The 14,581-nt window shown below is 67.8% G+C and carries 15 protein-coding genes and 1 tRNA gene; 8 read left to right on the forward strand and 8 right to left on the reverse strand.

The window, feature by feature from the left end; all coding sequences use genetic code 11:
- Positions 1 to 37: 37 nt before the first annotated feature.
- Both AC1RNC_RS12620 and AC1RNC_RS12625 read left to right on the forward strand, forming a co-directional pair.
- Positions 38 to 1,441 (forward strand): glycoside hydrolase family 47 protein, encoded by a 1,404-nt coding sequence (locus tag AC1RNC_RS12620; RefSeq protein WP_492886698.1) that lies wholly within the window; start codon positions 38 to 40, stop codon positions 1,439 to 1,441.
- Between the two features lie 140 nt (positions 1,442 to 1,581).
- Complete coding sequence (locus tag AC1RNC_RS12625; RefSeq protein ID WP_492886700.1) at positions 1,582 to 2,586, forward strand: glycerophosphodiester phosphodiesterase family protein; 1,005 nt, start codon at positions 1,582 to 1,584, stop codon at positions 2,584 to 2,586.
- Here AC1RNC_RS12625 and AC1RNC_RS12630 read toward each other — a convergent pair.
- A complete protein-coding gene (locus AC1RNC_RS12630; RefSeq protein WP_492886702.1) occupies positions 2,522 to 2,980 on the reverse strand; it encodes a hypothetical protein in 459 nt (152 codons plus the stop codon). The genes AC1RNC_RS12625 and AC1RNC_RS12630 overlap by 65 nt on opposite strands.
- 148 nt (positions 2,981 to 3,128) lie before the next feature.
- On the opposite strand from AC1RNC_RS12630, the gene AC1RNC_RS12635 reads away from it, so the two are divergent.
- Both AC1RNC_RS12635 and AC1RNC_RS12640 read left to right on the forward strand, forming a co-directional pair.
- Entirely contained in the window at positions 3,129 to 3,401 is a 273-nt protein-coding gene (locus AC1RNC_RS12635) for a BrnT family toxin (RefSeq protein ID WP_492886704.1), read from the forward strand.
- Positions 3,361 to 3,642 (forward strand): BrnA antitoxin family protein, encoded by a 282-nt coding sequence (locus AC1RNC_RS12640; protein WP_492886706.1) that lies wholly within the window; start codon positions 3,361 to 3,363, stop codon positions 3,640 to 3,642. The genes AC1RNC_RS12635 and AC1RNC_RS12640 overlap by 41 nt, the downstream gene beginning before the upstream one ends.
- A 40-nt stretch (positions 3,643 to 3,682) precedes the next feature.
- Here AC1RNC_RS12640 and AC1RNC_RS12645 read toward each other — a convergent pair.
- The 7 genes from AC1RNC_RS12645 to AC1RNC_RS12675 all read right to left on the reverse strand — a co-directional run bounded on the left by AC1RNC_RS12645 (position 3,683) and on the right by AC1RNC_RS12675 (position 10,472).
- Positions 3,683 to 3,759, reverse strand: a tRNA-Met gene (locus tag AC1RNC_RS12645).
- Positions 3,760 to 3,803: 44 nt separating this feature from the next.
- Positions 3,804 to 4,859 (reverse strand): glycosyltransferase, encoded by a 1,056-nt coding sequence (locus tag AC1RNC_RS12650; protein ID WP_492886708.1) that lies wholly within the window; start codon positions 4,857 to 4,859, stop codon positions 3,804 to 3,806.
- Between the two features lie 67 nt (positions 4,860 to 4,926).
- Positions 4,927 to 6,051 carry an NAD(P)/FAD-dependent oxidoreductase gene (locus tag AC1RNC_RS12655; protein ID WP_492886710.1) on the reverse strand — a complete coding sequence of 375 codons (1,125 nt, stop codon included), beginning with the start codon at positions 6,049 to 6,051 and terminating at the stop codon, positions 4,927 to 4,929.
- Positions 6,052 to 6,059: 8 nt separating this feature from the next.
- Positions 6,060 to 6,350, reverse strand: coding sequence for a hypothetical protein (locus AC1RNC_RS12660; protein ID WP_492835946.1), 291 nt, complete (start codon positions 6,348 to 6,350; stop codon positions 6,060 to 6,062).
- A gap of 47 nt (positions 6,351 to 6,397) precedes the next feature.
- On the reverse strand, positions 6,398 to 6,676 hold the full coding sequence (locus AC1RNC_RS12665) for a type II toxin-antitoxin system RelE/ParE family toxin (RefSeq protein WP_492836117.1): 279 nt from the start codon (positions 6,674 to 6,676) through the stop codon (positions 6,398 to 6,400).
- A 5-nt stretch (positions 6,677 to 6,681) separates the two neighbouring features.
- Positions 6,682 to 6,987 carry a hypothetical protein gene (locus AC1RNC_RS12670; protein ID WP_492886712.1) on the reverse strand — a complete coding sequence of 102 codons (306 nt, stop codon included), beginning with the start codon at positions 6,985 to 6,987 and terminating at the stop codon, positions 6,682 to 6,684.
- Between the two features lie 41 nt (positions 6,988 to 7,028).
- Complete coding sequence (locus AC1RNC_RS12675; protein WP_492886714.1) at positions 7,029 to 10,472, reverse strand: indolepyruvate ferredoxin oxidoreductase family protein; 3,444 nt, start codon at positions 10,470 to 10,472, stop codon at positions 7,029 to 7,031.
- A 142-nt stretch (positions 10,473 to 10,614) separates the two neighbouring features.
- Between AC1RNC_RS12675 and AC1RNC_RS12680 the strand changes: the two genes are divergently transcribed.
- The 4 genes from AC1RNC_RS12680 (at position 10,615) to AC1RNC_RS12695 (ending at position 14,574) form a co-directional block, all read left to right on the forward strand.
- A complete protein-coding gene (locus AC1RNC_RS12680; RefSeq protein WP_125155882.1) occupies positions 10,615 to 11,112 on the forward strand; it encodes an Lrp/AsnC family transcriptional regulator in 498 nt (165 codons plus the stop codon).
- A gap of 71 nt (positions 11,113 to 11,183) precedes the next feature.
- Positions 11,184 to 12,461, forward strand: a complete 1,278-nt coding sequence (locus AC1RNC_RS12685; protein WP_492886716.1) for an MFS transporter — start codon at positions 11,184 to 11,186, stop codon at positions 12,459 to 12,461.
- A gap of 95 nt (positions 12,462 to 12,556) precedes the next feature.
- Positions 12,557 to 13,450, forward strand: coding sequence for a pirin family protein (locus tag AC1RNC_RS12690; protein WP_492886718.1), 894 nt, complete (start codon positions 12,557 to 12,559; stop codon positions 13,448 to 13,450).
- Between the two features lie 104 nt (positions 13,451 to 13,554).
- Positions 13,555 to 14,574, forward strand: a complete 1,020-nt coding sequence (locus tag AC1RNC_RS12695) for an adenosine deaminase (RefSeq protein ID WP_492886720.1) — start codon at positions 13,555 to 13,557, stop codon at positions 14,572 to 14,574.
- Positions 14,575 to 14,581: the final 7 nt, after the last annotated feature.

Genomic DNA, 14,581 nt, shown 5'->3' on the forward strand with positions numbered 1-14,581 from the left:
CTCGCCCAGGCCCGCGGTCGCCGTTAGGTTGGGTTCCATGACGCTCGCCCGACTCACCCGCCGCTCCGCCTTCGCCGCCCTCGCCGCCGCCGGCCTCGCGCCTGGCCTGGCCTTGGCCGCGCCCAAGAAGAGCCAGCCGAAAGAGGACTGGAAGGCCCTGGCCGCCGACGTCCGCAAGGAGTTCCAGTGGGCCTGGCAGGGCTATGTCGCCAAGGCCTGGGGCAAGGACGAGATCAATCCCGTCAGCGGCACGTCGCAGTCGTTCTTCGTCGAGGGCCACGATCTTGGCCTGTCGCTAGTCGAGGCGCTGGACACCCTGTGGATCATGGGCCTGGACGCCGAGTTCCAGGCCGGCGTCGACTGGGTGAAGTCGTCGCTGAACTTCGACGTCAACGGCGAGGCGCAAGTCTTCGAGACCAATATCCGCCTGGTCGGCGGCCTGATCTCGGCGCATCTGGCCTGCGGCGACCCCGTCCTGCTGGCCAAGGCCAAGGACCTGGCCGACCGCCTGCTGAAGGCGTTCGACGCCTCGCCCTACGGTCTGCCCTGGCGCTATGTCAACCTGAAGACCGGCGCGGTCCGCGATCCCGAGACCAACCTGGCCGAGATCGGCACCTACATCACCGAGTTCGGGGTGCTGAGCCAGCTGACCGGCGACAAGCGCTATTTCGACGTCGCCAAGAAGGCGATGAAGCACGCGCTCGACAAGCGCTCGAAGATCGGCCTGATGGCCGCCAACATTGATGCGCGTACGGGCGAATGGATCAGCCGCACGGCCAGCATCGATATCTACGCCGACAGTTTCTACGAATATCTGTGGGACGCCTGGGAGCTGTTCGGCGACGAAGACTGCAAGCGCTGGGCGCAGGAGGTCACCGCCGCCCAGCTGGCCCACCAGGCCAAGCGCTACGACGGCCGCCTGTGGTTCCCGATGGTCGACTACGAGACCGGCGCGGTGCTGAACACGTCGCAGAGCGAGCTGGCCGCCTACTATGCCGGCCTGCTGGCCCAGGTCGGCTTCAAGACGGAGGGCGACGACTACCTGGCCTCGTTCACCGAGATGCAGGCGATCTATGGCGTCATCCCGGAATCGATCGACGTCGCCACCCGCCAGGCGCGCCGCAAGGCCACCGGCCTGCGCCCCGAATATGCCGACGCCTGCCTGAACCTGTGGCTGCTGGACCGCGACGACCGCTATCGCCAGCTGACGGCGATCCACTATCGCGAGATGAAGGCGACCAGCCGCGCCGCCTATGGCTATACCGCTCTGAAGGACATCACGACCAAGCCGATGACCCAGGGCGACAACTGCCCCGGCTACTGGTGGTCCGAGCAGATGAAGTACTACTACCTGATCTTCTCGGACACGCCGCGCATCGACTACGCCAAGCTGCAGCTCAGCACCGAGGCCAATGTCCTGCGGGGTTTCCGAAAGGTCTAAGGCCGCTCGCTCAGGACAACTTGTCGCACTGAAAGCCTGAGGCGCCTCCGCCTTGGCGACGTCATCCCAATGAGTCCGAACCGCCGCACGGCTGTCGCCTGAATTAGCGATGCAGTGGGAAGGGCTGGGGAGCTTTGACCATGCGACTTGATGCGCTTTCGATCGCTTTAGCCATCGCGACGCTGGCGAGTTCGGCGCATGCCGCCGACCCGCGCCAACGCCTCTACGATCCGGCCGACGGCGTCATGGTGGTGGCTCACCGCGCCTGCCACGCGCCCGCCCCGTCGCGCGGCCTGACGAGCGCCGTCCCCGAGAATTCCATCGCCGCCCTGGAACGCTGCATCGCCCTGGGCGTCGACGTCGTGGAGATCGACGTGCGCCGCACCCAGGACGGCGCCCTGGTCCTCATGCACGACGCCAAGGTCGACCGGACCACCACCGGCAGGGGTAAGGTCTCGGACCTGACCCTCGGCGAGCTGCAGGCCCTGCGCCTGAAGGCCGGCGACCAGGCCACCGACGCCGCGCCGCCGACCCTGGGCGCCTTCCTCAAGGCCGCCCGCGGCCGCATCCTGGTCAATATTGACCTGAAGGAAGGCTCGCCCGCACGGGTCGCCCGCCTGGTCAATGACGTCGACGCCGCCGACTGGGTGCTGTTCAAGGCCCGGGTCGGTCTGGGCGACGCGCCGATCGCGGACCAGCCGCTCTACAAGAACCTGGCCTTCATGCCGATCGTCGGCGGCAAGGGCGCCCCGCGCGCCGTCCAGTTGGCGGAGATCGCCACCGCCCAGGCCTCGGGCGCGCGGGCGATCCCGGCCATCGAGCTGGGCGCGCTGAAGAAGGACGGCTTCATGGCCGTGCGCGACGCGGCCCGCGCCGCCCGCGTCCGCCTCTGGACCAACACCCTGGCCGGCAAGGGTCCGAAAGGACTGCCCGACGCGGCCGGTGATACGCGCGCCCTGATCGATCCCGGCAAGGCCTGGGGCGGCCTGATCGCGCAGGGCGTCAGCGTCGTCCAGACCGACTATCCGGCGGCGCTGCTGGACTATCTCGACGGCCAGGGCCTGCGCGGCGGCGCGGCGATCACCGTCGCAGACGCGCGATCGTCTTTTCCAGAGCCGCGCGGCGCTTCGCCCCGGAGCCGCTGAGCGCGACGGCCTCGGCGTCGAGCCCGCGGCGACGCTGTTCAAGGTCGGCCTCGGCGTCGCGTTGTTCGGTCTCGGCGGCGTCGAGCGCGGCTTCGGCCTCCGCCAGCGCCCGCTTCCGCTTGGCCTCGGCCCGGTCGTCAACCTTCTTGGCCTTGGGCTTCGGCAGCCTGTCGACCGCCGACTTCAACCCGCCCTCGGCCCGCCGGATCACCGCGCCGGGCGCGGCGAGAGCGGCCTTGGCGTCGGGCGCCTCCGGCGCTTCCTCGGCGACGCCTTCCTTGAACAGATCGCGATCGGTCTCCCAGGCGGCCAACGCCTTGACGCGCGAGGTCTCGGCCACCGTGTAGCGGTGGAAGCCGTCCGACCACGTGAAGACCTTGAGCGCGCGCGCCATGGGGCGAGAACGGGCGACGCCGAGAAGCCGTTGCCTGCTCGCGTCGATCGCGCTATTTTCGTAGCTACAAAAAATCATATCGCAAAGGGCGATATATATATATCAATGCAATCTATGGGATAGTTATGTCGGAGGGGGTGCTTCCGACATGGATATCGAATTCGATGAGGAGAAACGCCGCCAAACGCTGGAGCATCGCGGCTTGGATTTCGCGGATGCGGCTTCAGTGTTCGACGGGCCGGAACTCACGTCCCTCGACGATCGCGAGGACTATGGAGAAAATCGCTTTCAGACAGTCGGCCGACTAGACGGACGCCTGATCATGGTCATTTGGACGCTACGCGGAAAGACGCGGCGCATCATCTCGATGAGGAAATGCAATGCCCGAGAACAAAGAAAATTCGGAAAGCGCGTGGGTTGATCCCGATGACGCTCCCGAATGGACCGAAGACCAATTCGCTCGCGCTCAGTTCAGCATTGGGGGCAAGGTCATCCGGCCCGCCAATGGCACGCTGACGCGGCCTGGCCGCCCAAAATCCGCCAATCCCAAGAAGCAGGTCACCTTGCGCCTGGACCAGGAGGTGATCGAAAAGCTGCGCGAAGGCGGGCCTGGCTGGCAAAGCCGCGCGAATGAGATCCTCAAGAAGGCCGTCTGCGCCTAACTCGGAAGAGATTGAATTTTAAGGAGAAAGAATTCCGTCCTGGTGGCGGGGGGCGGGATCGAACCGCCGACCTGTGGGTTATGAATCCACCGCTCTAACCATCTGAGCTACCCAGCCATAGCCAGGACGGACGGGGGTCATACTCCCGAGCGCGGTTGGCATCAAGCCTTAGAATTGGCGAGCATTCCGTCCAGCGCGGCCTCCAACCTCCGCGCCAGCGCGTCGGGTCCGTATTCGGTCAGCACCAGTTCTCGCGCCGCCGCGCCCAGGCGTCGGGCCGTATCGCGGTCGCTGATCAGCTCGCCCAGAGCCTCGGCCAGGCGGTCGGGGTCGTCGTCCGGCACGAGGCGGCCGGTGATCCCCTCCTTGAGGATCTCGACCGGCCCGTCGATCTCGGTGGCCACCACCGGCAGGCCGACCGCCATGGCCTCCAGCAGGGTCAGCGGGAAGCCTTCCTGATGCGAGGGAAAGGCGAACAGGTCGCCCGTGGCCAGAAAGCCCGCGATATCGTCGGTCCAGCCCGCCAGCTTCACGCACGGATCGAGATCCAGCGCCTTGATCAGCGCCTCCAGGTCGGCGCGCTCGCCGCCCTCGCCGGCGATCTCGCAGGTGACGTCGACGTCCCAGGCGCGCAGCTTGCCGACCGCGCGGATCAGGACGTCGAAGCCCTTCTTGGCGTGCAGCCGGCCAGCGGCGACGATCTTCACCGGGTCGTCCTCACGGGCGAAGGGCCTGGCTCGGACGTTTGGCGGCCGGACGGCGTTCTGAACGACGTGAACGTGATCCGCGGGCGCGCCGCGCTCCAGGGCCAGGTTCGCCAGGTGCTGGCCGACGCACAGATAGTGGGTTCCCGGCGTCACGTCGAAGCTGGGCTTGTGCACACAGACGGCCTGGATGACGCCGGCCGGGGCGGCCTTGGCGAACACCCGCGCCGGACGCTGGCCGTGGCTGAGGATGATCGCCGGCCTGTTCGCCCGAACCACGGCGCGCGCCGCGCCGAGGGTGATCGGATCCCAGTCGGTAAAGGCCGGCATGGCGGTCAGGGGCGGGGTCCGTCCGGCTTGCGCGGCGGCCACCTTGCCGCCCTTGCGCACCACGCCGACGCACCGGCCGCCGCGCTTGGCGGCCCAGGCCTCGAGGATCGGCTGGTAGTCGAGAAACACCTGCTCCAGGCCGCCCAGACCCTTGCCCAGCATGGCGTGCAGCAGGTTGGTCAAGGCGAACTCCGGGGGCAACGTAAGGCGGCGGACCATCGGCGGGCGCCGATCCAGTGTCAACGCGAAGCTAGACGGCCGGCTCCCCTAGCAGCCGCGTGGCGACCGTCTCGCCGATCGCCAGAGAACTGGTCAGGCCCGGGCTCTCGATGCCGAACAACGCCATCAGGCCTTCGAAGCCGTGGTCCTCGGCGCCGCGCAGCTGGAAGTCGGGCTGCGGCGCGTCGGGGCCGTGCAGCTTGGGCCGCACGCCGGCGTAGTCGGGCTGCAGGGCGCCGTCGGGCAGGCCCGGCCAGAACTTGCGGATATAGGCGGCGAAGGCCTCCGCCTTGGCCGGGTCGACCGAATAGTCGGGCGTCGGGACGTATTCCAGGTCCGGCCCGAACACCGCCTGGCCGCCCAGGTCGTTGCGATAGTGGGTGCCCAGCGCCCCGTGGATCGGCGGCGGATAGATCAGCCGCTGGAACGGCGCCTTGCCGGTCAGGCGGAAATAGACGCCCTTGCCGTAGTGGGCCTTGGGGATGTGGTCGGCCGGATAACCTTCGATGCGGCCGGCTACGTCCTGCGACGACAGGCCCGGCGCGGTGACCAGCAGGCGGCAGGTCAGGCTGGTCGGATCCGCCCCGCCCGCCCGCACGGTGAAGCCGCCGCCCGGCAACGCTTCGGCCCCTTCGAACGGCGTCGACAGCACCACCGCCCCGCCGGCGGCCTCGATCTCGCCCTGCAGGGCCAGCATGTAGTCGTGGCTGGCGAAGACCCCGCTCTGCGGCGACAGCAGCGCCGCGTGGGCGTTGAGGCCGGGCTCCAGGGCGCGGGCCTGCTCGCCGGTCAGCCGCTCCATGCCCTCGACGTCGTTGGCCAGGGCCTGATCCCAGATGGCGTCGAGGCGCGGGATCTCGTCGTCGGACGTCGCCACCACCAGCTTGCCGCAGCGCTTGTAGGCGACGTTGTGCGTGTCGAGGAACGCGTACAGCAACCGCCGCCCTTGCACGCACAGGCGCGCCTTCAGCGATCCGGTCGGATAGTAGAGCCCGCCGTGGATCACCTCCGAATTGCGCGACGAGACGCCCTGGCCGATGTGGCTCTCGGCCTCCAGCACGGCGACGATCAGGCCGCGCCTGGCCAGCGCATAACCGCAGGCCAGGCCCACCGCGCCCGCCCCGACAACGACAGCGTCGAAATCGAAATCAGCCATGGGAACGCCTAGGATCCGGCCTGGGCCTTCAGGTCCGCCAGCATGTCGGACAGCGAACGCTTGCCGCCAACCCAGTCGGCGGGGTCCTGCGTCTCGACCACTTCCAGCTTGTCCAGCAGAGCCTCGAGCTTCTCCGGACCGCCGACAATCTCAGCCGCCCGCCGATAGTTCAGCTCGGCCAATTCAGCGGCGACGCCCTCATCCAGCGAAGCGAACTCGCCCCGTTCGACCCGCGCCTGCAGGTCGGCGGCGTCCTCGGCGTTGAGGGTGACGGTCACGGGGTTCGGAGGCTTGTTCATGGCGGGAACCTAGCACGAACCCTGGAGCGCGCCACGCAGGTCCCTGATCATTTCAGCGCCACCGGCCTGCGCGCGCCATGCCGGACACTGAGGATGAGGATGTCCGTTGCTCGTATCCGATACAGGATCACATAGGGCGAAACTGTTACACCGCGCACGGCGGAGCCGTATTGCGGCTTCAGTCCATAGCCTTCAGGCGCGTTGGCCACACTCTCGCAGCGCTGAAGCAGCTGAGCCACGAAAGCCACTGCGGCCTGGGGCTTATCGCGCTTTATGTCCTCGCCTATCCGACGGATTTCCTTAGCGGCCAGCGCGCTGAGACGCACTGGCTTCAGGCGCGGTCGTCCTGGGCGGCAAAGCGCTCATATTCGTCTTTCAGCGCATGCAGGAACTCGAAAGCGTCGACCTCGCCGACATGCGCTTCGGAATCGGCTTCGATCCGCCCCGCCAGAGCCCGAAACGCCGCCTCGCCCCCAACCAATTCGACGGCGCGAAAGTGCTCAAGCTCCAGGAGCGCGGCCGTGACGGCCTCATCCAGGCTGCCGAACTCTCCCGAGGCGACGCGCGCGCTAAGTTCCTCCACCGCGCTGCTGGGAAGGGTCACTGAAACCGAAGCGTCGCGAACCGGCTTGTTCATGGCGGAAAGTCTATCACAGACTTCCCGCCACGATACGGTGGTCAGCTACCGCCCCACTGCGCCCACAGCTTGGCCTCCGCCGCTTTCGCCGTGACCACCGAGGCGTCCTTGACGTGGCCGTAGCCGCGGATCTGTTGCGGGATCTCGGCGATCTTCACCGCCAGCGGCAGGCTCTCCGGGGAGAGGCCGGCGGCCAGGCGGTCGAGGGTCGTCTCGTAGGACGCCATCAGGTCGCGCTCCATCCTGCGCTCCTCGGTGTGGCCGAAGATGTCGAGCGGGCCGCCGCGCAGGCCCTTCATCCTGGCCATCATCGGGAAGGCGGCGTCGAGCATCCAGCCGCCGAAGGCGATCTTCTTGGGCTTGCCGTCCGGCCCCTTGGGGGCCAGCCGCGGCGGCGAAAGCCAGACCTTGGCCTTGCCGCCCTTGAAGGTCCCGGCCAGCTCGGCCTTGAAGCGACCATCCGTATACAGACGAGCGACCTCGTACTCGTCCTTATAGGCCATCAGCTTGTAGAGATTGACCGCCGCCGCGCGGGTCAAGGGGAGCTCGCCATCGGGACCACTGACGGCGACTTCGGCCGCGCGAACCTTAGCGACCTTGTCGGCGTAGCGCTGGGCGTAGACCGCGTTCTGGTAGGCCGTCAGCTCCTTGATACGGTGGGCGATCAGGTCGTCCAGCGGCATGGTCTCGGGCGTGGCGACCTTGTCTTCCTTGACGGCGATCGAGGTCGGGTCGTGGGCCACGCGGCGGCCCAGTTCGAAGGCCTGCAAATTGGCCTCGGCGTCGACGCCGTTCAGCTTGATGGCGCGATAGAGGGCGCGGCTGGAGACCGGAATCACCCCGCGCTGCCAGGCAAAGCCCACCATGATCATGTTGGCGTAGATGGCGTCGCCGAACTCGGTCTCGGCCAGGCGCTGGGCCGGACAGGCGTCGAAGGTGTTGGTCGCGCCCTTGACCCGGCGCGCCATGGCGCCGCTGTCGAACTTGACGTCGCGGCTGGTGACGAAGTCGGCGGTCGGGGCGAAGTCGCTGTTGCCGAAGGCGCGCGTGCGGTCCTTGGCGTAGAGCGACAGGCCCTCGGGCGAGGCCGCCACCAGCAGGTCGCAGGCGATCAGCACGTCGGCGCTGGCGGCCGGGACGCGGCCCCCGACGATGGTCTCCTCGGTCTCGCCGATCTTGACGTGGCTGAACACCGAGCCGCCCTTCTGGGCCAGACCCGTCATGTCCACCACGCTGCCGGCGCGGCCGTCGATGTGGGCGGCCATGGCCAGGATCGAGGCCACGGTCGTCACGCCCGTGCCGCCCACGCCCGTGAACAGGATCTTGCGCACGCCGGTCAGCGGCTCGAACTCGGGCAGCGGCGTCGACTCGGCGGTCAGGGCCGCCGGCGTCTTCTTGGACTGGGCGCTCTCGGCGCCTTCCAGGGTGATGAACGAGGGACAGAAGCCCTCGACGCAGCTGTAGTCCTGGTTACAGGACGACTGGTTGATCTTGCGCTTGCGGCCAAACTCCGTGGCCAGCGGCTCGACCGAGACGCAGTTGGACTTCACCGAGCAGTCGCCGCAGCCTTCGCAGACCAGCGGGTTGATGAACACGCGCTTCGTCGCCTTGGGCATGGAGCCGCGCTTGCGACGGCGGCGCTTTTCCGTGGCGCAGGTCTGGTCGTACAGCAGCACCGTCACGCCGGCCGTGTCGCGCAGCATCTCCTGCACGCGCATCAGGTCCGAACGCGGGAAGACCTCGACGCCCGGCGCAAGATCGGTGACGCCCTCGTAGCGGTTCAGCTCGTCGACGACGATGACGGTCTTGGTCACGCCCTCGGCCGCCAGCTGGCGGGTGATCTGGGCGGGGGTGAAGCCGCTCTCGGCGCGCTGGCCGCCGGTCATGGCGACGGCGTCGTTATAGAGCAGCTTGTAGGTGATGTTGGCCTTGGCCGCGATCGCGCCCCGGATCGCCAGTGAGCCCGAGTGGTTGTAGGTGCCGTCGCCCAGGTTCTGGAAGACGTGCTTCTCGCTGGTGAATGGCGCCGCGCCGACCCAGGTCAGGCCCTCGCCGCCCATGTGGGTGTTGAGGTCGGTCATCGGGTCGTTGAACCCGGCCATGTAGTGGCAGCCGATGCCGGCGAGAGCCCGCGAGCCCTCCGGCAGCTTGGTCGAGCTGTTGTGCGGGCAGCCCGAGCAGAAGAACGGCTTGCGGGCCTGGTCGGCGGCCAGACTGACAGCGGCGACGCCGGCGGCCGAAACGCGGTTCAGATAGGCGCGGGCCCGCTCCATGTGCGGGCCGTCCGGCAGGCGGTCGTAGATGGCCAAGGCGATTTCGGCCACCGACAACGAGCCGAGCTCCGAGAGCAGCGGGGCGCCGCGTTCGTCGACCTTACCAATGATGCGCGGACGCGCCTGGGCGGGGAGATCATAAAGCGCGGCGCGGGCCTGGGGCTCGATCAGGCCGCGCTTGTGCTCGATGACCATTAGGGTCTCGAGGCCGGCGGCGAAAGCGCGCAGGCCCAGCGGCTCCAGCGGCCAAGGCATGCCGACCTTGTAGATCGAGACGCCCAGGTCGGCGGCCTCCTGCAGGGTCATGCCCATGGCCGTGAAGGCCTCCAGCACGTCCTTGTAGGCCTGGCCCTGGCAGACGATGCCCAGGCGCGCCTTGCCGACGCGCACGTGCGAGGCGCCCAGCACCACGCGGTCGATGTGGTTGGCGCGGGCGAAGGCCAGGGCGGCGGGCAGCTTGTGCAGCCGCATCCGCCGTTCCTTCTCCATCGGCTGGTCCTTCAGCCGGATGCCGAGACCGCCGGGCGGGAACGGGAAGTCTGGAATGACAGCCTGGTGGCGGCCCAGCGAAACATCGATGGTCACACCGCTGTCCATGGTGTCGGCCAGGGCGATCATGCCCGTCCACAGACCCGAGAACCGCGACAGGGCGATGCCGAGGACGCCATAGTCCAGCACTTCCTGAACGTCGGCCGGCGACAGCACCGGCATCTCGAAGTCCTGGAAGGCGAATTCCGACTGCGACGGCAGGGTCGAGCTCTTGCAGCCGTGGTCGTCGCCGGCCACCGCCAGCACGCCGCCGGTCGGGAAGGTCCCGGCGAAATTGGCGTGCTTGAAGACGTCGCCGGTGCGGTCGACCCCCGGGGCCTTGCCGTACCACATGCCGAACACGCCATCATAGAGCGCGCCGGGGAACAGGTTGGCCTGCTGGCTGCCCCACACGGCGGTGGCGGCGAGGTCTTCGTTGAGGCCTTCCTGGAAGACCACGTCGTGCGCGGTCAGCAGCTTCTTGATGCGCGCGGCCTGCTGGTCGAGGCCGCCCAGCGGCGAGCCGCGATAGCCGGAAAGATAGCCCCCGGTGTTCAGGCCCGCGAGGCGATCAAGGCGCTTGCGATCCAGCAGGACCCGCAGCAGCGCCTGAACGCCAGTGATGAAGGCTCGACCATTTTCGAGCACATATTTGTCGTCGAGAGTGACTTCAGAGTGCCGCATGGCAAAAATTTTCCTCCGGGGTCTTCTCGCCCGTAACGCAATATCTTATAGAAGCGCGGAAATTGTTTGCCCAAGGCGTGCCCGACTCAGGCCCCCTTTGCGCAAAATTGGAGCGTCAACGCCCGCTTGGGGGAGGAATTTCTTGTCCGAACAACTCGACGCCGTGGATGCCAAGATCCTCGATCTCATCCAACACGACGCCGGACTGTCCGTCGCGGAGATCGCCGAACGGGTCGGCCTCTCGTCCAGCCCATGCTGGCGCCGGATCAAGCGCCTGGAAGACGCTGGCGTCATCCAGCGTCGCGTCACGATCCTGGACCGCGAGAAGCTGGGTCTGGGCTTCGAAGTCTATTGCACCGTCAAGCTGTCCCTTCCGACCAAGGAAAATCTGGACACGTTCGAACAGGCCGTCGCCAAGTGGGCCGAGGTCGTGCAGTGCGCCACCGTCACCGGCGCGGCTGACTACGAGATGCGCATCGTCACCCGCGACATGCGCGCCTTCGACGAGTTCCTGCGCGAGAAGCTGCTGTCGCTAGGTCTGGTCAGCAACATCGAGAGCCGCATCGTCATCCGCGGCGTCAAGAACTCGACGGCCGTGCCGCTGGGTCTGGTGAGTCCGTACGTCAGCCCGCTGGGCTGATCCTTCACGATGGCGCGTGGCGGCCCTGGAGCCGTCCGCGTCGGTCTTCCGACACCTTGGGGAGAGGCCAGATGGCCCAATCGAGCGCTGGCGGCGCGTCGACGCGACGCGTGCTGGCCGCCAGCCTGATCGGCACGGCGGTCGAGTTCTACGACTTCTATATCTACGCGACCGCCGCCTCGCTGGTGTTCGGGCCGCTGTTCTTTCCCGCCAGTTCGCCGGCCATGCAGCTCCTGGCCTCCTACGCCAGCCTGAGCGTGGCCTTCATCGCCCGCCCGCTGGGCTCGATCGTGTTCGGCCATTTCGGCGACCGCATCGGGCGCAAGTCGACCCTGGTGGCCTCGCTATTGATCATGGGCGGCTCGACGCTGCTGGTGGCCTTCCTGCCGACCTACGCCACGGCCGGCTGGGTCGCGCCGTTCCTGCTGTGCCTGCTGCGCTTCGGCCAGGGCTTTGGCCTGGGCGGCGAGTGGGGCGGCGCGGCCCTGTTGGCGGTGGAGAACGCCCCGCCCGGCTTCCGCGCGCGCTTCGGCATGTTCCCGCAACTGGGCGCTCCGGTGGGCTTCATCGCCGCCAATGGCCTGTTCCTGGCTCTGGGCGCTGTCCTGACGCCGGAGCAGTTCCAGAGCTGGGGCTGGCGATTGCCGTTCCTGGGCAGCATCCTGCTGGTCGGAGTCGGCCTGTGGATCCGCCTCAAGCTGACCGAAACCCCCGCCTTCCAGGCCGCCGCCCACGCGGCCCCCCCGCCGCACGTGCCGGTGGCCGAGCTGCTGAAGACCCACGCCCGCGAGACGATCGGCGGCACGTTCGCCGTCGTCGCCTGCTTCGCCCTCTTCTACCTGACCACCGCCTTCTCGCTGGGCTACGGCGTCACGGCCCTTGGCTATGACCGCCAGGTGTTCCTGGGCGTGCTGCTGGTCGCCATCCTGTTCATGGCCGGCGGCATCGTCTGGGCCGGCTACTGGGCCGACAAGACCAGTCCCCGCCGCGTGCTGATGGCCGGTTCGCTGCTGACCATCGCCGCCGGCGCGGCCCTGGCGCCGATGATGGGCTCGGGCTCGCTCTGGACGATCGGCGTCTTTCTGTCCCTGGCCCTGGTGGTCATGGGCCTGGTCTATGGCCCGCTGGGGGCTTGGCTGCCCAGCCTGTTTCCGGCGCGGGTGCGCTATACCGGCTCGTCGATCGCCTTCAATGTCGGCGGGGTGATCGGCGGCGGCATGACCCCGGCCATCGCCCAGGCCCTGGCCACCCATGGCGGCCTGAAGCTGGTCGGCCTGTATCTCGCCGGCGCGGGCGCGATCAGCCTGCTGGCGCTGCTGCCGCTGAAGAAGGCCGCCGACACGCTGTAGGGATCAAAAACGCGAACCTTGCATTGCCGGCTTTGCACAAGACGCGGCGGTCTTGTCCCAGCTAAGTTCCGCGTATTCCTTCCCGGAGCCGACCCATGATCGACCTCGTCATCGAAGCCCGCCGCCACGACATCGGAAACTTCGAGGTTGGCCGCGTGCTGCCCTTCCACGCCAAGCGCATGGTCGGCCCGTTCACCTTCCTGGACCACATGGGGCCGGCCGACTTCGCGCCGGGCTTCTCCAAGAGCGCCGACGTCCGCCCGCATCCGCACATCGGCCTCTCCACCCTGTCGTACCTGTTCCAGGGAGAGATCACCCACCGCGACAGCGTCGGCTCCGAGACCGTGATCAAGCCGGGCGAGGTCAACTGGATGACCGCCGGCTCGGGGATCACCCACTCCGAACGCTTCGAGACCCTGCGCCGCCAGGGCGGCCGCATGGACGGCATGCAGGCCTGGATCGCCCTGCCCAAGGAATATGAAGAGATCGCCCCCAGCTTCAGCCACCACGAAGGCCAGGCCGAGCTGCCGTCCTACGAGAGCGGCGGGCTGAAAGCGCGGCTGATCGCCGGCGAGGCGTTCGGCGCCAAGGCCAATGTGCCGGTGTTCTCACCGCTGTTCTACGTCCACTGGGAGCTTGAGCCGGGCACGACCGCGGCCCTGCCGGCCGAATATTCCGAGCGCGCGGCCTATGTCGCCGACGGCCGGGTCGAGGTCGACGGCCGCGAGCTCTCGGCCCTGCGGATGGCCGTGTTCGCTCCGGGCGAGACCGTGGTGTTCAAGGCGCTGGAGCGCTCGACCGTCATGCTGCTGGGCGGCGAGCCGATCGGCCCGCGCTTCATGGAGTGGAACTTCGTCTCCTCGTCCAAGGACCGCATCGAGCAGGCCAAGGCCGACTGGAAGGCTGGCCGCATGAAGCTGCCCGACTTCGACCACGACGAGTTCATTCCGTTGCCGGAAGGGCCGCCGAAGACGCCGCAACCGCTCTAGGCAGGCGCCTGTCCTCTCCGCGCTGGCGGCGGACGGACGGGTCCTGCGCATAAAGCTTGGGATGACAGTTGAAAGGCGTCGCTAGGGAGGCTCATAACGTCCGCATGATCGACACCGCCTCCATCGAATTTGTCCGCGGCCTCCCGAAAGCCGAGCTGCACATGCACATCGAGGGCAGCCTCGAGCCCGAGCTGATGTTCGAGCTGGCCCAGCGCAACGGGATCACCCTGCCCTACAAGTCGGTCGAGGACATCCGCGCGGCCTACGCCTTCTCCAACCTGCAGGACTTCCTGGACATCTACTACCAGGGCGCGGGCGTGCTTCAGACCGCCGAGGACTTCAAGGACCTGGCCCTGGCCTATTTCAAGCGCCTGGCCGCCGACGGCGGGACCCATGCCGAGATCTTCTTCGATCCCCAGACCCACACCGATCGCGGCATCGCCTTCGACACGGTGATGAAGGGACTGCTGGCCGGCATGGACGAGGCCGAGAAGACGCTGGGCGTCACCTCCAAGCTGATCCTCTGCTTCCTGCGCCACCTGTCGGAAGAGGCCGCCTTCGCGACCCTGGAGCAGGCCAAGCCCTGGCTCGACAAGATCGCCGGCGTCGGCCTGGACAGCTCCGAAGTCGGCCACCCGCCGGCCAAGTTCGCCCGGGTGTTCCAGGCGGCCCGCGACCTGGGCCTCAAGATCGTGGCCCACGCCGGCGAGGAAGGCCCGCCCGAATACGTCTGGGAAGCCATCGACCTGGTGAAGGTCGACCGCATCGACCACGGCAACCGCGCCCTGGAGGACGAGGCCCTGACCGCGCGCCTGATCGCCGATGGAACCACCCTGACGGTCTGCCCGCTGTCGAACCTGAAACTGTGCGGCGTGCCCAGCCTGGACGTCCATCCGCTGAAGAAAATGCTCTCCCTGGGCCTGAAGGCCACCGTGAACTCCGACGACCCGGCCTATTTCGGCGGCTACCTGCTGGAGAACTACATGGCCACCGCCAACGCGGTCGGTCTTACGCGGGACGAGATCGTCACCCTGGCCAAGAACAGCTTCACCGGCTCTTTCCTGACCGAGGCCGAGAAGGCCCGGCGGGTGGCGCAGGTCGAAGCCTACGCGGCCGCCCACTAGAGCCGTG

This window comes from Caulobacter sp. GW822-FHT01G02, from assembly GCF_058802865.1.